This is a genomic window from Kribbella sp. NPDC051770 (genome assembly GCF_040681455.1).
Taxonomy (GTDB): domain Bacteria; phylum Actinomycetota; class Actinomycetes; order Propionibacteriales; family Kribbellaceae; genus Kribbella.
Genome location: NZ_JBFAYT010000001.1, coordinates 951,882 through 967,281, shown reverse-complemented (window position 1 = coordinate 967,281; position 15,400 = coordinate 951,882). Strand labels below are relative to the sequence as shown.

Annotated in this window: 16 protein-coding genes; 6 read left to right on the top strand and 10 right to left on the bottom strand. The window is 71.6% G+C overall.

Going from position 1 to position 15,400, the window contains the following annotated elements; translation table 11 throughout:
- Nucleotides 1-36 precede the first annotated feature (36 nt).
- From AB0M01_RS04630 to AB0M01_RS04620, 3 genes are all read left to right on the top strand, one after another.
- Nucleotides 37-1,344 carry a hypothetical protein gene (locus tag AB0M01_RS04630; RefSeq protein WP_363665486.1) on the top strand — a complete coding sequence of 436 codons (1,308 nt, stop codon included), beginning with the start codon at nt 37-39 and terminating at the stop codon, nt 1,342-1,344.
- 85 nt (nt 1,345-1,429) lie between these two features.
- Nucleotides 1,430-2,887 carry a bifunctional UDP-N-acetylglucosamine diphosphorylase/glucosamine-1-phosphate N-acetyltransferase GlmU gene (gene glmU / locus AB0M01_RS04625; RefSeq protein WP_363665485.1) on the top strand — a complete coding sequence of 486 codons (1,458 nt, stop codon included), beginning with the start codon at nt 1,430-1,432 and terminating at the stop codon, nt 2,885-2,887.
- Nucleotides 2,888-2,902: 15 nt separating this feature from the next.
- Nucleotides 2,903-3,883 carry a ribose-phosphate diphosphokinase gene (locus AB0M01_RS04620; RefSeq protein WP_344180570.1) on the top strand — a complete coding sequence of 327 codons (981 nt, stop codon included), beginning with the start codon at nt 2,903-2,905 and terminating at the stop codon, nt 3,881-3,883.
- 63 nt (nt 3,884-3,946) lie between these two features.
- On the opposite strand, the gene AB0M01_RS04615 is transcribed toward AB0M01_RS04620, so the two are convergent.
- On the bottom strand, nt 3,947-4,615 hold the full coding sequence (locus AB0M01_RS04615) for a hypothetical protein (protein WP_363665484.1): 669 nt from the start codon (nt 4,613-4,615) through the stop codon (nt 3,947-3,949).
- A gap of 139 nt (nt 4,616-4,754) precedes the next feature.
- Between AB0M01_RS04615 and AB0M01_RS04610 the strand changes: the two genes are divergently transcribed.
- The 3 genes from AB0M01_RS04610 to AB0M01_RS04600 are packed head-to-tail and all read left to right on the top strand — an operon-like array spanning nt 4,755 to nt 8,072.
- The gene (locus tag AB0M01_RS04610; RefSeq protein ID WP_363665483.1) at nt 4,755-6,653 is read left to right on the top strand and encodes a histidine kinase; all 1,899 of its coding nucleotides are present in this window, start codon (nt 4,755-4,757) and stop codon (nt 6,651-6,653) included.
- Nucleotides 6,641-7,282, top strand: coding sequence for a response regulator transcription factor (locus AB0M01_RS04605; protein WP_363665482.1), 642 nt, complete (start codon nt 6,641-6,643; stop codon nt 7,280-7,282). Before AB0M01_RS04610 ends, AB0M01_RS04605 begins: the two co-directional genes overlap by 13 nt.
- Before the next feature lie 25 nt (nt 7,283-7,307).
- Nucleotides 7,308-8,072, top strand: a complete 765-nt coding sequence (locus AB0M01_RS04600) for an NAD(P)-binding domain-containing protein (protein ID WP_363665481.1) — start codon at nt 7,308-7,310, stop codon at nt 8,070-8,072.
- On the opposite strand, the gene AB0M01_RS04595 is transcribed toward AB0M01_RS04600, so the two are convergent.
- The 9 genes from AB0M01_RS04595 to AB0M01_RS04555 form a co-directional block, all read right to left on the bottom strand.
- Nucleotides 8,057-8,689: a hypothetical protein gene (locus tag AB0M01_RS04595; protein ID WP_363665480.1), complete on the bottom strand. Its 633-nt coding sequence runs from the start codon at nt 8,687-8,689 to the stop codon at nt 8,057-8,059. The genes AB0M01_RS04600 and AB0M01_RS04595 overlap by 16 nt on opposite strands.
- A gap of 10 nt (nt 8,690-8,699) precedes the next feature.
- Nucleotides 8,700-9,560, bottom strand: coding sequence for an ABC transporter substrate-binding protein (locus AB0M01_RS04590; RefSeq protein WP_363665479.1), 861 nt, complete (start codon nt 9,558-9,560; stop codon nt 8,700-8,702).
- Entirely contained in the window at nt 9,557-9,958 is a 402-nt protein-coding gene (locus tag AB0M01_RS04585; RefSeq protein WP_363665478.1) for a PH domain-containing protein, read from the bottom strand. The genes AB0M01_RS04590 and AB0M01_RS04585 overlap by 4 nt, the downstream gene beginning before the upstream one ends.
- Before the next feature lie 96 nt (nt 9,959-10,054).
- Nucleotides 10,055-10,693 carry a choice-of-anchor M domain-containing protein gene (locus tag AB0M01_RS04580; RefSeq protein WP_363665477.1) on the bottom strand — a complete coding sequence of 213 codons (639 nt, stop codon included), beginning with the start codon at nt 10,691-10,693 and terminating at the stop codon, nt 10,055-10,057.
- A complete protein-coding gene (locus AB0M01_RS04575; RefSeq protein WP_363665476.1) occupies nt 10,690-11,334 on the bottom strand; it encodes a choice-of-anchor M domain-containing protein in 645 nt (214 codons plus the stop codon). Before AB0M01_RS04575 ends, AB0M01_RS04580 begins: the two co-directional genes overlap by 4 nt.
- Before the next feature lie 11 nt (nt 11,335-11,345).
- Nucleotides 11,346-12,173 carry an anchored repeat-type ABC transporter permease subunit gene (locus tag AB0M01_RS04570; protein WP_363666206.1) on the bottom strand — a complete coding sequence of 276 codons (828 nt, stop codon included), beginning with the start codon at nt 12,171-12,173 and terminating at the stop codon, nt 11,346-11,348.
- Nucleotides 12,174-12,208: 35 nt separating this feature from the next.
- A complete protein-coding gene (locus tag AB0M01_RS04565) occupies nt 12,209-12,955 on the bottom strand; it encodes an anchored repeat-type ABC transporter ATP-binding subunit (RefSeq protein ID WP_363665475.1) in 747 nt (248 codons plus the stop codon).
- Nucleotides 12,952-13,791, bottom strand: coding sequence for a choice-of-anchor M domain-containing protein (locus AB0M01_RS04560; RefSeq protein ID WP_363665474.1), 840 nt, complete (start codon nt 13,789-13,791; stop codon nt 12,952-12,954). Before AB0M01_RS04560 ends, AB0M01_RS04565 begins: the two co-directional genes overlap by 4 nt.
- Entirely contained in the window at nt 13,788-15,326 is a 1,539-nt protein-coding gene (locus AB0M01_RS04555) for an anchored repeat ABC transporter, substrate-binding protein (RefSeq protein ID WP_363666204.1), read from the bottom strand. Before AB0M01_RS04555 ends, AB0M01_RS04560 begins: the two co-directional genes overlap by 4 nt.
- Nucleotides 15,327-15,400 lie beyond the last annotated feature (74 nt).

Here is a 15,400-nt window from a genome sequence, read left to right as displayed (position 1 = left end):
GGCGCGCGCGGGGTCTAGGGCCGGGAGAGGGTTGGAATGCCGGGGTTGTGGGCGGCGGTTCGGCGGGTTGTGGTGGCCGAGGGGCCTGCGGTGTGGCCGGTGGTCGTGGCGATGGTGGTCGTCGGGGGCGGGCTGTGGGCGGGCGTGCCGTCGGCCGGGCGGGGGATCTCGCTGACCGCTGAGGCGATGGGCGGGACGACGCTGCAGCAGGTTCGGCCCAGTGTGAGCGGTGACGTGGACCCGCGGCTGGGTGCGGCGGTGGACGCGATTCTGGCGCGGCGGGGGATCGCGGTGAAGCAGAACAAGATCGACTTGTTCCTGCGCGATGTCGCGCCGGAGCTGCGGGACGAGCAGCGGCAGGTGTTCCAGAACATGCGGTCGCTCGGCATGTCCGTGACCTACCGCCGGGCCGAGGTGTGGACGAACTACGAGGCCGTGCAGAAGTACGGGCTGGCGACCGGGACGTTCCGGGTCAGCATGCGGTACCAGATCTCCGGGAGCCGGCTGGCGCAGGCGGCGACCGACGTCGGCTACACCTACACCGTGCGCGACGGCCGGCTGTTCCTCGTCGACGACAACGACCTCGACCGCGCGATCGGCTCCGGCCGCCAGCCGTGGGACTACGGGCCGATCGACGTCGTCAAGCGGCGCAACGTGCTGGTCGTCGTCGACCGCGGCCGGCTGGCGTACGCCGAACGCCAGGCCGACGAGACGGTCGCGATGGCCCGCAAGACCCGTCAGCTCTGGAAGGGCTACCTGCAGATCGTCCCGATGGTCGTCGCGATGCGCGAGCCCGGCGTACTGACCGAGCTGCCGCCGACGCTGAGGGGCGCCGAGCCGGCCCGGGTCCAGCCGATCCCGAGCCCGGCGAAGGACGGGCGCCCGGTCGGCGGCTGGATCGTCGTCCGGCCGGAGTCGCAGGCCCGGTTCGACTCGGCCCAGCTGAGCCACGCGCTGATGCACCTGCTCCCGGTCCGGCTCGGCGAGGAGGCACCGCGCTGGCTCGCCGAGGGCATGGCCCAGTACGCCGAGAGCCTGCAGCTGGTCGCGACCGGCCGCGGCAAGCAGGTCGCGGCGGCCCGCGAGGACATCCGCCGCCGCGCGCTCGGCGACCTGACCCGGCTCCCGGCCGACGACGAGTTCGCCGCTACGGACAGTGACGACATCAGCTGGCTGGCGGTCGAGCAGCTGATCAAGCAGGTCGGTCTCCGGGCGGTCACCGACTTCTACCAGCAGGTCGCCCGGCGCGGGTACAACCGGCCGGCCCAGGAGCGGCTGATGCTGGAGTACACCGGGCTGACCGAGCAGAAGCTTGTGGATGCGCTGCGGACCCTCGCACAGTGAGGAAGTAGGCTTGCGCGGGCGCTCGTTCCGGGTGCTCACGCACCACACTCGCCCGAACGCGTAGGGAACCCGAGGAGAAGACCGCGTGACTTCCCACCGTCCTGCGGCGGTCATCGTGATGGCCGCCGGTCAGGGGACCCGGATGAAATCCGCGACCCCCAAGGTCCTGCACGAGATCGGCGGGCGCAGCCTCGTCGGGCACGCGGTCGTCACCGCGCGTGCACTCGCGCCCGAGCACCTGGTGGTCGTGGTCGGCACCGGCCGGGAGCTGGTCGAGGCGCACCTGGCCGAGGTCGACGCCGGCGTCCGGACCGCCGTCCAGGAGCAGCAGCTCGGGACCGGCGACGCCGTCCGGGCCGGGCTCACCGCCGTACCGGGTGACTTCGACGGGACGGTCGTGGTGACGTCGGGAGACGTCCCGCTGCTGGCCGCGGAGACGCTGCTGGAGCTGATCGGCGAGCACGACAAGCAGGGCAACGCTGTGACAGTGCTCACGGCCCGGGTGCCCGACCCGACCGGGTACGGGCGGATCCTGCCGGGTCCCGACGGCACGGTCGCGGGGATCGTCGAGCACAAGGACGCGACACCCGAGCAGCGCCAGATCGACGAGATCAACGCCGGCATCTACGCCTTCGACGCGGCCACGCTGCGCGACGGGCTGAGCCGGCTGACCACGGACAACGCGCAGGGTGAGCTGTACCTGACCGACGTGCTGGCGATCGCCCGCGGCGACGGGAAGCGGGTCGGCGCGTACGTGATCGAGGACGCGATGCAGACCGAGGGCGTGAACGACCGCGTCCAGCTGGCGACGCTGCGCGCCGAGCTGAACCGGCGCACGCTCGACACGCTGATGCGCTCCGGCGTCACGATCGTCGACCCGAGCACGACGTGGGTGGACGCGACCGTCGCGCTGGAGCAGGACGTCACGCTGCTGCCGAACACGCAGCTGCACGGCGCGACCACGGTCGCGACCGGCGCGGTGATCGGGCCGGACACGACGCTGACCGACGTACAGGTCGGCCAGGACGCCTCGATCATCCGGACGCACGGGTCGGGGGCGGTGATCGGGGCCGGTGCCTCGGTCGGGCCGTTCGCGTACCTGCGGCCGGGGACGTCGCTCGGCGTCAAGGGCAAGATCGGGACGTTCGTGGAGACCAAGAACGCGGCGATCGGCGACGGCGCGAAGGTGCCGCACCTGTCGTACGCCGGGGACGCGACGATCGGCGAGGGCGCGAACATCGGCGCCGGCACGATCTTCGCCAACTACGACGGGGTGAACAAGCACCACACCAGCGTCGGGCGGTACTCGTTCGTCGGCAGCAACTCGGTGCTGGTCGCGCCGGGTGACATCGCCGACGGGGCGTACATCGCGGCCGGGTCGGCGATCGACCAGCCGGTCGCGCCGGGCGAGATCGCGGTCGCCCGCGGGCGGCAGCGCAACATCAAGGGCTGGGTCGCGCGCAAGCGGGCCGGGACGAAGACGGCGAAGGCGGCTGAAGAAGCACTCGCCGACACATCGGGCGACACTGGCGAGAAGGCGTAACGGGAGGCAGTGGCGATGAGCGGGATGAAGCGAACCACCGAGAAGAACCTGATGGTGTTCTCCGGCCGGGCCCATCCCGGTCTGGCCGAGGAGGTGGCCGAGCAGCTCGGGTCCGGGCTGGTGCCGACCTCGGCGTACGACTTCGCCAACGGCGAGATCTACGTCCGGTTCGAGGAGTCGGTCCGGGGCAGCGACGCGTTCGTGATCCAGAGCCACACCTCGCCGATCAACGAGTGGATCATGGAGCAGCTGATCATGGTCGACGCGCTGAAGCGGGCGTCGGCCAAGCGGATCACCGTCGTGCTCCCGTTCTACGGCTACGCCCGGCAGGACAAGAAGCACCGCGGCCGGGAGCCGATCTCGGCCCGGCTGATGGCCGACCTGTTCAAGACCGCCGGCGCGAACCGGCTGATCTGCGTCGACCTGCACACCTCGCAGATCCAGGGCTTCTTCGACGGACCGGTCGACCACCTGATGGCGCTGCCGATCCTGTCCGACTACGTCCGGGAGAAGTACGGCGACCAGCAGCTGGCCGTGGTCTCCCCGGACGCCGGCCGGATCAAGGTCGCCGAGCAGTGGTCGGCCCGGCTGAACAACGCGCCGCTGGCCTTCATCCACAAGACCCGCGACATCGACCGGCCGAACGAGACCGTCGCCAACCGGGTCGTCGGTGAGGTGGCCGGCCGGGTCTGCATCCTGGTCGACGACATGATCGACACCGCGGGCACGATCACCAAGGCCGCCGACGCCCTGTACGCCGACGGCGCCGCCGGGGTGGTGATCGCCGCCACCCACGCGATCCTGTCCGGTCCGGCGGTGGACCGGCTGAAGAACTGCCAGGCCAGCGAGGTGATCGTCACCAACACGCTGCCGATCTCGGAGGACCGCAAGTTCGACAAGCTCACCGAGCTGTCGATCGCTCCGCTGATCAGCCGCGCGATCCGCGAGGTCTTCGAGGACGGCTCGGTGACCAGCCTGTTCGAGGGCCGGGCCTGACCTGGTCCGGTCGTCCGCGGTACCAGTGAGCCGGCCAGAACAGCAGCGGCCACGGTCCCCACATCATCGGACGGCCCGCCGGGCGTAGTACGCGATGCCGATGGCCGCTGCGGTCATCGGCAGCGCGGTCACCAGGCCGGCGACGCCGTTGCCGGGGACGACGAAGGTGAACAGGATCGTCGCCGCGGCGAGCGGGATCCAGCGCGGTACGGCGTGCGAGCGCCACAGCCCGACGACCTGGATCAGCGTGCCGACGGCGACCAGCAGCGCGCCGGTGATCATCGGGCCGAACAGGTGCGCGGTGTCCGCGTTCATCGCGTCCATCATCGCGCTCCCGGCGGGGGCGTCGACGCCGGTCGCGAAGTACGCCGCGGCCGCCCAGCCGGCGCCGCCCACGGCGTACAGGGCGGTGCCGATCCACATCACGACGCCGCCGACGGTCGCCCAGGTCGCGCCGCGGGCGCGGACGAGCAGGCTGGTCAGGAAGGCCTGCGCCGGGACGTTGAGCACCAGGGCTGCGCTGAGGAAGACCAGCAGGCCCCACCAGCGGTCGCGCAGCGGCTGGATGTCGGCGTACGTGTAGGTCTCGCCGCCGCCGGACGGCTCGGGCCAGAGCAGCCCGCCCGGTACGGCGGTCAGCGACGTCACGGTGAGCGCGAGTGCGACCAGGCCGACGCGGCGCCGGGTGACCGGGTCGCTGCCGAGCTGGGTGTCGATCGTCGAGGTGGACATCGTGGGTCTCCCATCGCCACGGAAAGCTGTCCCCTCCAGCGAAGCCGCTGAGCGTGGCTGCCGGATCCGCGCTGGTACGGGAACAGATCTCCGTGCTGGCCCGGAGCCGCGGGGGCGGTTCGCGACTTACAGTGACGTCATGCGGTGGCCGTGGGGGCTCGCAGTCGGCACCTCCCTGCTCGTGGCGACGATGCTGGTGGGCGGCGGCTGGCTGCTGCTCGCTACACAGGTGTCGGCGCAGGCAGTGGTGCCGCTGGGCGTGCTGGCTGCCGGTCTGGTCGTGCTGGGGCTGCTGGTCGCCCGGCGCGAGCAGCGGAACGTCGTCGGGGCGTTGCTGTGCCTGATCGGCTTGCTGGTCATGTACCTGGCGTTGCGGTCGGCGTACTACGAGGCTGCAGCGGCTGGGCGGGTGCCGCTGGACAGCCGGGTGGTGGACTGGCTGGAGGAGAGCGGCTGGTGGCTGTTCGTCGTACTGGGGTTGCTGCTGCTCTACTTCCCGGACGGGCAGCTGATCGGTCCTAGGTGGCGGGTGGTTCCGCCGGCGCTGGTGCTGCTGGGTGCCGGACAGCAGGTGTTCGGGGCGGTCTCCGTCGAGGCGCTGGGGTTGCGCGTGCTGCGGGAGGTGGTCTTCTTCGGGCTGCTGGCTCTGGTGATCGCTTCGGCAGTGTCCGTCGTGGTGCGGTTGCGGCGGTCGAGTGGACGGCAGCGGGCGCAGGTGAAGTGGCTGGCGATCGCTGGAGTCGCGGCCGTTTGCTACCCGTTCGTGTGTCTGGTGGAGATCGTGGTGACGGGGGAGTCGGGGGCGGTCGCGACCGTCACCGGTGTGCTGGCGCTGGTCAGTCTGCCGGTGGCGGTCGCGGTGGCGATGCTGCGGCACGACCTGTACGACGTGGACCGGGCTGTTGCGGACGCTGTCACGTACGCCGTCGTACTGGTGGCGTTGCTGGGGACGTACGCGGTGTCGGCGCTCGTGCTGGGGCTGGTGGTTGGGCGGGGGTCTGCGGTGGCTGCTGCTTCGGCGACTGCGGTGTGTGCGGTGGTGCTGGCGCCGTTGCGGTCGTCGCTGCGGCGGGTGGTCGACAGGCGGTTGTATCCGCCGCGGCGGGCTGCGTTGGCGGCGATCGAGGAGCTGCAGCACCGGATCCACGCAGGGGAGGGGAGTCCGGAGGAGCTGGAGGGGGTGCTGCGGCAGGCGCTGCGGGATCCGTTGCTGCGGGTGGGGTATCTGGTGCCGGGGGCTGCGGGGTTTGTGGACGTGGCGGGGGCTGCGGTGGGCGGGGAGGTCGTGCCGGTGATGCTCGGGGGGATGCAGATCGGGGTGCTCGCTGGGGACAGTCCGGCCGTACTACGGACCGTTGCCACGGCTGCGGCGAACCTGGTTGAGGTGACGCGGCTGCGGGCCGAGCTGGCGGGGGCGCTGCGGGAGGTGGAGGCCAGCCGGGCTCGGCTCGTCCAGGCTGGGGACGCCGAGCGGCGCCGGCTTGAGCGAGACCTGCACGACGGGGCTCAGCAGCGGCTCGTCTCGCTCGGGATGAGCCTGCGGCTGGCGCAGCGGCACCTGGGGGACGGCACGGTCGACGTGGACGAGCTGCTCGACCAGGGGGTCGCTGAGCTGGCTACTGCGGTGGCCGAGCTGCGGCAGATCGCCCACGGGCTGCGGCCGACCAGCTTGGACGACGGGCTCCCGGCCGCGCTGGCGGCGATCACGCGGAACCTGCCGATCCCGGTACGGGTGGAGGTGGTGGGGGACGAGCTGCCGGAGCAGCTGGTCACGACGGCGTACTTCGTGGCGGCGGAGGCGGTGGTGAACGCGGCCAAGTACGCGCAGGCGAGCCGGATCGGCGTACGGGTGACGCGGTCGCGGGAGGACGTCCGGATCCGGATCGAGGACGACGGCTGTGGAGGAGCCCGGGCGCGGCCGGGGTCGGGGTTGAGCGGGCTGACCGACCGGGTGGTCGCGCTGGGTGGGTCGCTGACCATGCTGAGCCCGGTGGGCGCCGGAACGGCGATCGAGGTGGTGCTGCCGTGCGGATCGTGATCGGGGAGGATTCCGCCTTGTTTCGCGCGGGGTTGGAGCGGTTGCTCGTGGATGCGGGCCACGAGGTCGTGGGGGTGGCGGGGGATGCTTTGTCGCTGGTGACCGTGGTGGCGGAGCGTTCGCCGGAGTTGGTGATCATCGACGTACGGATGCCGCCGGATCTCACCGACGACGGGGCCCGGGCCGCTCGGAGGTTGCGGACGCTCTGCCCGGAGCTGGCGATCGTGCTGCTGTCGCAGCACGTGGAGACGCGGCACTCGACCGAGCTCGTGGCCGGCGGACGGTTCGGGTACCTGCTGAAGGACCGCGTGCTCGCTGTCGACGAGTTCCTCGACGCGCTCGAGCGGGTGGCGGCCGGTGGGTCCGCGCTGGACCCGGAGGTGGTCGAGCGGTTGATCGGGCGGTCGCGCGCCGAGGACCGGCTGGCGGCGCTGACCGCGCGCGAGCGCGAGGTGCTCGCCTTGATGGCCGAAGGCTGCACGAACGTGGGGATCAGCCGGCGGCTGTGGCTGACCGAGCGGACCGTGGAGACCCACATCGGCAGCATTCTCGGCAAGCTCGGGCTGCTGGTGAACGACGAGCAGCATCGCCGGGTGCTCGCCGTCCTCGCCTATCTTGGGGAGCACTGACCGCGTCGACGAGAGGACCGCGAGCATGCGGGTCGCTGTTTTCCACCCCGGAGCGATGGGATCGCAGCTCGCCGCGCAGCTGGTCGCGGCCGGGCACGAGGTGCACTGGGTGCCGGAGGGCCGCAGTACGGCGTCCGCCGCACGCGCCGAGGCGGCCGGGCTGATCGGTTCGCCGTACGACGAAGCGGTGGGCCAGGCCGAGGTCGTGCTCTGCTCGTGCGCCCCGCAGGGCGCGGTCGCGATCGCCGAGCAGGTGGGCGCGTCCGGGTTCCGCGGGATCTACGTCGAGGCGAACCCGCTCTCCCCGAGCTCCTTGCGCAAGGCCCAGGAAGCGTTGCCTGAGGCAACCTTCGTGGACGGTGGCGTGATCGGCCCGCCGCCGACCGGTGGTGCGAGCCCGACGCACCTGATGCTCTCGGGCGCCGCGGCCGAGCAGGTCGCGGCGCTGTGGGCGGGAACCGCGGTGACGCCGATGGTCGTCGGCGCCGAGCCGGGCGCCGCGAGTGCGGCCAAGTCGTCGTACGCGCTCTACAACAAGGGGAAGGCGGCGCTGGCGGTGCTCGCGTTCCAGCTGGCGGCGTCGTACGGCGTGACGGAGGCGCTGACCGCGCAGCACACGCGCGCCGACGGCGGGTCGCTGAAGGATCCGGAGCTGCCCGAGCAGCTGCGGGCGGTGGCGTGGCGGTGGGGGCCGGAGTTCGACGAGCTGGCGGAGACGCTGGACGCGGCCGGGCTCGAAGGCGACGCGGCGCGGGCGCTGCGGGCGGTGTGGACTCAGCTGAGCCGGTAGTCGGTGAGGACGAACGGCGGGATCAGGCGCAGGACGGTGGTCAGCTCGTCGAGGGTCGCGTTGACGCCGTCGACCGTCCACCAGTGCATGCCCCAGGTGACGAGGTACGGGCCGTCGATCCACCACTGGAGGTGCGGGTGCTGCAGCATCCACTCCATCAGCTGCGGGTGGACGACGGCCGACGCGTAGCGCTGGTTCGGTGCTTCGACGACGAAGGCGTCGTTGAAGTGGCCTGACTCCAGCTCCTGGTCGGGGACTCCGAGCGTGCGGCCGATCGCGCTGTCGGTGGTGACGGCGATCGGTGGGAGAGACACGTTGAGCAGTACGGCGACCAGGTGCTGCTTGGTCGCCGTACTGGTGCGGCTGGCCGAGTGCGAGTGGTCGAAGGCGCGGAAGTAGTGCCCGGCGTACTCGCCGGCGACCATCCGGGTGTTGGTGCCGGGAGCCAGGAGACGGTTGGCCAGGACCTCGAGCGCCGGGTCGACCGGGATCGGCGTCCAGCCGGCCTGCACCGCCTGCTCGGTGCGCGCCGCGAAGAGGCGGTCACGTTTGGCCTTCGCCCAGACGGCGAGCGCAACCAGGGCCGCGGCGACGAGCAGCAGGCAGAAGATCAGCACGCCGGTGAAACTAGCGGATCCGCCGGGCCACCTCGGGAGCGACGGGCTCGTCGTGGAGGATCGCGGCGAGGGCCTCGACGCCGTCCACGAGCCGCGGGCCGGGGCGGGCGAAGTACCCGTTCGCGTCGACGGCCCAGACGGGTACGTCGGGCAGCTGGTCGAGCAACTCCTCTGCGAGCTGAGCGGACTCGTCCAGCCCGAAGCCGCAGGGCGCGACCACCACGACCTCCGGCCGCGCGGCGGCGATCGCCGGCCAGGTCGTCCGGCTCGACCGCAATCCGGCGGATCCCAGCACACTCACACCGCCCGCCACTTCCACCATCTCCGGAATCCAGTGCCCCGGCGCGAACGGCGGATCGGTCCACTCCAGCACCAGCACCCGCCGCCCGGTCCTCGGCCGCATCTCCACTGCCGACAGCCGGTGCCGCAGCTCCTTCAACAGCCCGGCGGACGAGCGCCCGATCGCCTGCCCGATCTGCTCGATCGACTCCAGCACCTCGGTCAGGTCATGCGGGTCGGTGGTGACGACCTTCGCCTGACACCCGAGGTAGGACAGCGCCTCCTCGACGTCGTCCACGTCGATCGCACACACCGCGCACAGGTCCTGCGTGATCACCAGATCCGGATCCACCGCCCGCAACGCGCCCCGGTCGAGCTTGTACAGATCCTCACCCGCCGCCACCCGCTCCCGAACGGTGGCATCGATCTCCGCAGGCGTGAGACCGGCCGGAAGGTTCGTGGTGGAGACGATCCGCCGCTCCCGCGCCGCCGCCGGGTGGTCACACTCGAACGTCACGCCGCGGACGTCGTCCCCGGCGCCGAGCGCGAAACAGATCTCGGTCGCCGACGGCAGCAGCGAGACGATCTTCACCCAGCTGACTCTAGGCCCTGCGCCCACGCGGTGATCTGGTAGGCGGCGCTGTCCGGCGGCGGCGGATCCCCGCTCAGCTCCGTCGACGTGAGCTTGGGGGAGAAGCGGATCCTGACCAGCTCGCCGCTGCGCAGCGTCACGCGCAGCGAGGACCAGGTGAACTCGGCCGAGAGTACGTCGGCCCGCGGCACACGGCGGCTGCCGATCGGGTACCGCAGGATCAGTTCGTCGTCCGTCAGCCGGATCTCGGTGCGGATCCAGGCGACGGCGATCACCGCCGCCAGGGGCACGAGCGCCCACATCTCGGGGACGAACAGGGTGGTCACGACGGCGGCACCGGTCGGCACGCAGGCGAGCGTGCGCCCGACGGGGCCGAGCCCCCAGCGTCTGCTCTCCATGCGGGGATGGTGGCAGACGGTGCCGACAGCCACGAAACGCCGGCTCGGCCTGCTCCTGCCGCCCACCCTGCAGTGTGGGCGGCAGAAGCAGGACCATCAGGGCTGGACGGTGAAGGTGTAGGTCTGCTGGCCGGTCGACACAGTGGCGCCGGCGGACGTCGTACCGGTGGCCTCGAAGACGACCTTGTAGGTGCCGGCTGCCTCGAAGGCCCAGTTGGCGTGGGCGTGGGTGTTCACCGGGATCGCGCGGCTGTCGGGGAGGCCGTTGCCGCTGTCGAACCAGACGGTCGGCGTACCGAGGGCGCTGGTCGTGTAGACGCTGACGTCGGCGGGGCCGGTCACCGACACCAGGCGTACCGACACGCTGTTGCCCTGGAGTGCGCCCGACGGGACGCCCTCGGTGTTGAAGCCGGGCCAGACGATCGCCGCCGCCTGGGTCTGCGGGAGGATCCAGACCGGCGATCCCGGTGTGCCGAGGAACGCGTACGCCGACCCGGACGGTACCGACGTCCGGCTCGCGGAGACGGCGTTCAGGACGACGTCGGCCGGGTTCCGGTCGACGTTCGGGGTGACCGTGCCGTCGCGCAGGTCGAGCGTCAGCGCGGTACCGGTCCAGTCGACGTCGACCGCGTCGACGTGGCCCGACGAGATCGTCGTCGCGGCGTACGCCGCAGCGACCGGCGCGAGCGTCATCAGTACCGCCGCGGCGGCACCGGCGAGCACCCGGCCCTTCACTGCTCGACCTTGAAGCAGTAGGTGGCGACGGCCGAGACCTTCTGGCCGGTCGCGGCGACCGTGCCGGTCACCTTGACCTTCACCTGGTACCGGCCCGGTGCCTCGAAGGCCCAGTTGGCGTGCAGGTGACCACCGGCGGAGGTGTTGATCCGGTCCGGCAGACCGTTGCCGCTGTCAACCAGTACCGACGGCGTACCGAACGCGTCGGTGGTGAACACGCTGAGGTCGCCGGGGCCGGAGACCCCGACCACGTCGACCTTCAGCGCGTCACCGGTGAAGACGCCGGCCTCGATCTCCTCGGCGCCGATCCCGGGCCAGAGCAGCTCCGGGTCCTGCACCTGCGGCAGCACCCAGACCCGGCCTCCCGGCGTACCGAGGAAGCGGTACGCCGGGTCGGCCGGCACCGCGATCTCGGCGCCGGGCTTGGCGACCAGCTCGACCTGCGACGGCGCGTACTCGGCGCCGTGCTCCTCGTCGTGGACGTGCAGGTCGAAGGCACCGTCCTCGAACGCGATCCCGACGACGTCGACATGACCCTGGTCGAGCACGACCCGGGGTGCGGCCTGGGCCGCCGGGGCGGCCAGACCGGTGAACGCGAGCACTGCCACAGCGGGCAGTACGACGCGGGTTGGCTTGCGCATGGACTTTCCTTTCAGGGGTGGACGGGAACCACGGCCGTCGCGCGGCGGCGACGGTGGCTGAGCAGGCCGTGCCGGGGCGCGAACACCCAGCAGGCCACGAACACGGCGGTCGCCGTGAGCACGATCAACCCGCCGGCGGCCAGGTCGAACGCGTAGGACAGGTACAGCCCGGTCACGCCGGAGCCGGCGCCGATCAGCGGCGCGACCAGCATCATCACGCCGATCCGGTCGGTCAGCAGCCGGGCGCAGGCGGCCGGCGTGACCAGCAGGGCGAGCACGAGAACGTTGCCGACGGCCTGGATCGAGATCACGATCGCGACCGTCACCATCGCGTACAGGGCCATGTCGAGCCAGAAGATCGGCAGGCCCGCGGCGCGCGCGGTCTCGCGGTCCAGGCCGACCGTGACGAGCTCCTTGTGCAGCCCGCCGGTCACCAGCAGGAGGATCGCTCCGGCGACCGCGACCGTGACGACGTCGCCGCTGCCGATCCCGAGCACCGACCCGAACAGGAACGACTCCAGCGAGCCGCCGTACCCGGGCGCCGTACTCATCACCACGATGCCCAGCCCGAACGCCGCAGCGAAGAAGACGCCGATCACGGTGTCCTCCTTGAGCCGGCGGTTCTGCGAGAAGACGGCGACGGCCAGCGCGGTGACCAGGCCCGCGACGATGCCGCCGACGACCAGGCTGGTGTGCAGCGCGAACGCGATCGCGATCCCGGGGAAGACCGCGTGCGCGACGGCGTCGCCGATGAAGGCCATCCCGCGCAGCGCGACGTGGCTGCCGATCACGCCGCAGACCAGGCCGGACAGCAGCACGACGAGGAACGCGCGCTGCATGAACACGTGCTGCCAGGGCTCGGTGAAGAACTCGATCACTTCGCCACTCCGAGGCTGTGCAGGAGCTGGTCGGAGCTGGTGACGCCGAACGCGTCGAGCCAGACCGAGGGGTCGCGGAGCTGGTCCGGTGGGCCGTCGGCGACGACCGTGCGGTTCAGGAGCACCAGCCGGTCGCAGGTGCCGGCGGCTGCGGGCAGGTCGTGGGTGGTCATCAGGATCGCGGTGCCCTCTTCGGTGAGCTGGCGGAAGAGCTGGGTGAGGGCCTCTTGGGTCGGTACGTCGAGGCCGGTGAACGGCTCGTCGAGGAGCAGGAGCTCCGGCCGTACGGCGAGCGCCCGGGCGACCAGGACCCGTTGGCGCTGGCCACCGGACAGCTCGCCGATCGGGCGGCGGTGCAACGCCTGCAGGTCCACGCGCTCGAGGGCCTCCTGGACGGCGTCGCGGTCGGTGCTGCTCGGGCGGCGCAGCCAGCCGGTGAGGTGGGTGCGGCCGGTCGTCACCGCGGTGCGGACGTCGACGGGGTAGTCCCAGACGAACTCGTGGCGCTGCGGGACGTAGCCGAGGTGGCCGCGGGCCTGGGCGGGGGTTCTGGTGCCGATCGTGATCGAGCCTTCGGTGGTGGGGAGGAGGCCGAGGACGGCGCGGAGGAGGGTGGTCTTGCCGGCGCCGTTCGGGCCGATCAGGCCGAGCTGTTCGCCGGGGTCGAGGGTGAGGTCGACGTCGTGGAGGACGTTGCGGCCGCCGAGGGTCACGGCGAGGTTGTGGATCTGGAGGGTGGTCATCGGGTGCGCCTCCGTCGGATCAGGACGGCGGCGGTCAGCACGAGGACCAGTGCGGTTCCGCCGGCGACCATGGCGCCGGTGAGGTTGCTCGTGGTGCTCGCCGCTTCGGCGCGGGATCGGTCCGCAGGTTGTTCCTTTGCAAGCGGCTGCTGCTGCGGAGGTGTGTCGCCGGCGTGGAGGGTGAGGGTTTGCTGGTCCTTCACCGTGGAGTTGTTCTTCAGGTGGGCGGTCATGGTGATGCGCAGGCGGTAGGTGCCGGGGGTGGTGAAGGTCCAGTTGCCGTGGACGTGGGTGCCGACGTCGACACCGGTCTGCTGGGGGTACGGGGTCCGGCTGTCGAAGATCGTGGTGGGGCGGCCGAAATCGGAGTTGAGGAAGAGGGTGAAGACGCCCGGGCCCTCCACGGCGTCCAGCGACCAGGTGACTTCGCGGGTGACCTGGGCCTCGACGTCCGGGGCCTGGGTGTTCCAGCCGGGCCAGATCACGCCGTCCTGCTGGACCTGGGGGATGACGTAGATCTGCTCGCCCGCGGTGCCGAGGAACGCGTAGGCGGGATCGGCCGGTACGGCGATCCGGGCCTTGGCGTTGGCGTGCAGGACCACGTCGTCGAGGTCGCGCCAGACGGCCGGCTGGATGGTGTCGTCGCGCAGGCCGATGGTCCAGGCGCCGTCGACGAAGTGCGGGCCGAGGTCGACGTGGCCGGTGGAGATCACCACCGGGTCCGCGGCCGCGGTGGACGGTGCGGCGAGCGCCGTCGGGGTGAGGGGTGCGAGGAGGCAGACGGCTCCGGCGACGAGGCCGCGAAGGACCTGCGCCTGGCGCGCGCGGGGCTTCATCGGGTGCTCCCCAGGCAGCGGGCGAGTTCTTCGGCGTTGTGGCGCATCATCTCGGCGTACGAGCGGGCGTGCTGGTCGAAGGAGTCGCCGTACAGGGAGCAGACCCGGACGTGCTGGTCGTGGGCGACCTGGGTCAGGACGGCGGCGCGCTGGGCGAGGTTCGGTTCGGTGAAGACGGCGGGGACCTTCAGGTTGCGGATGGTCTCGGAGAGTTTGCGGACCTGGTCCACGCTGGGCTCCTGGGCGGGGTTGGGGACGACGAATCCGGCGACGGTGAGTCCGTACGCCGCGGCGAGGTAGCCGAACGCGTCGTGGGTGGTGATCAGCTGGCGGCGCCCGGCGGGGATCGTGGCCAGTCGGGTCCGGACGAACTGGTCGAGCTCGTCGAGCTCCCGCAGGTACCGCACGGTGTTGTCGTGGTAGACCTGCCGACCCTCGGGGTCCGCGGTGCTGAGGGTGTCGCGGATCAGCTGCACGTACGCCTTGGCGTTGGCGACGTCCTCCCACAGGTGCGGGTCGATCTCGCCGTGCACGTGCTTGCCGAGCACCGCCTGCGGGAGCTGGTGGATCTGCGTCCCGGCGGCGCCGAGGAAGCTGAAGCGGCGGTCGTCGGGGACAGTGACGAGCGCCTTGTTCGGTACGTCGATCACCACGCGCTCGGGGGCGACATCGGTCTGCGCTGTTGAGGTCTGGCGCGCGGTGGGCGTGCTCGGAGCCGCTCCGGGGTTCGCGTCGGAGTACGCCGAGAGCTTGCCGGTGTCGAGGTTGACGGTGAGGTCGGTGTGGCCCTCGGCGAGGACGGTGGGCGGGCCGCCGGCGGCCGGGCTGACGGCGCGGGGCTCGACGCCGACGGCGAAGGTGAAGGTTCCGGTGCCGAGCGGTTTCGGCGGCCGGCCGTCGTTCTCCAGCGCGGCGGCGAGAGTCAGGTGGTAGACGCCGGGTTTGGTGAAGGCCCAGTTCAGGTGGGTGTGCGCGGCGGGCGGGAGCGTCGTACTGTCCGCTGCCGTGAGGCCGTCGGAGGAGTCGAAGTAGCGGTCGGGCTGCCCGAGGGACTCGGTCAGGTAGGCGACCAGGTGACCGGGCCCGTCGACCTTCGTGGCCGAGAGCCGGACGGACGACGTCCGGGTGGCACCGAGCGCCTGGCCGGTGCCCCGGACGCGGAGGCCGAGCCAGAGCACGTCGAGGCCGATGTTCTCGACCAGCGGGATGACGTGCGCGCCGTACGGCTCGGCGGCCTCGGCCAGCGAGACGTTCGGGCTGTTCTCGGGGGCGTTGGCGTCGATCGTCTTGATCAGCGACTGGGGTTCGAGCAGCAGGTGGTTGGTGAAGGTGACGTCGGCCCGCGCGACCCGCTTCGCGTCGGCCGGTGTCGGCTCGTACGAGTGCGGGTCGCCACCGGCTGGGACCAGCGACGACGCGGTGACGCGGTCGCCGCCGACCTGGTGGACGAGGTCGGCGAGGATCTCGGTGGTGGTGACGACGTTCAGCTCACCGTCGGAGGCGGTGGCCGCCGGTGAGCAGGCGGCCAGCACCATCGTGGACACGGCCAGAAGCGCCGCGCCGAGCGACTTTGAGCACCGTTCAGTCGCCGTACGGCGGATTTTCTGGC

Bases quoted from the DNA above. Each gene is read 5' to 3' on its own strand.
- AB0M01_RS04620 (WP_344180570.1), top strand. From the start codon at position 2,903: ATGAGCGGGATGAAGCGAACCACCGAGAAGAACCTGATGGTGTTCTCC.
- AB0M01_RS04600 (WP_363665481.1), top strand. From the start codon at position 7,308: ATGCGGGTCGCTGTTTTCCACCCCGGAGCGATGGGATCGCAGCTCGCC.
- AB0M01_RS04575 (WP_363665476.1), bottom strand. From the start codon at position 11,334: ATGCGCAAGCCAACCCGCGTCGTACTGCCCGCTGTGGCAGTGCTCGCG.
- AB0M01_RS04610 (WP_363665483.1), top strand. From the start codon at position 4,755: ATGCGGTGGCCGTGGGGGCTCGCAGTCGGCACCTCCCTGCTCGTGGCG.
- AB0M01_RS04565 (WP_363665475.1), bottom strand. From the start codon at position 12,955: ATGACCACCCTCCAGATCCACAACCTCGCCGTGACCCTCGGCGGCCGC.
- AB0M01_RS04585 (WP_363665478.1), bottom strand. From the start codon at position 9,958: ATGGAGAGCAGACGCTGGGGGCTCGGCCCCGTCGGGCGCACGCTCGCC.
- AB0M01_RS04555 (WP_363666204.1), bottom strand. From the start codon at position 15,326: ATGGTGCTGGCCGCCTGCTCACCGGCGGCCACCGCCTCCGACGGTGAG.
- AB0M01_RS04570 (WP_363666206.1), bottom strand. From the start codon at position 12,173: ATGCAGCGCGCGTTCCTCGTCGTGCTGCTGTCCGGCCTGGTCTGCGGC.
- AB0M01_RS04560 (WP_363665474.1), bottom strand. From the start codon at position 13,791: ATGAAGCCCCGCGCGCGCCAGGCGCAGGTCCTTCGCGGCCTCGTCGCC.
- AB0M01_RS04615 (WP_363665484.1), bottom strand. From the start codon at position 4,615: ATGTCCACCTCGACGATCGACACCCAGCTCGGCAGCGACCCGGTCACC.
- AB0M01_RS04630 (WP_363665486.1), top strand. From the start codon at position 37: ATGCCGGGGTTGTGGGCGGCGGTTCGGCGGGTTGTGGTGGCCGAGGGG.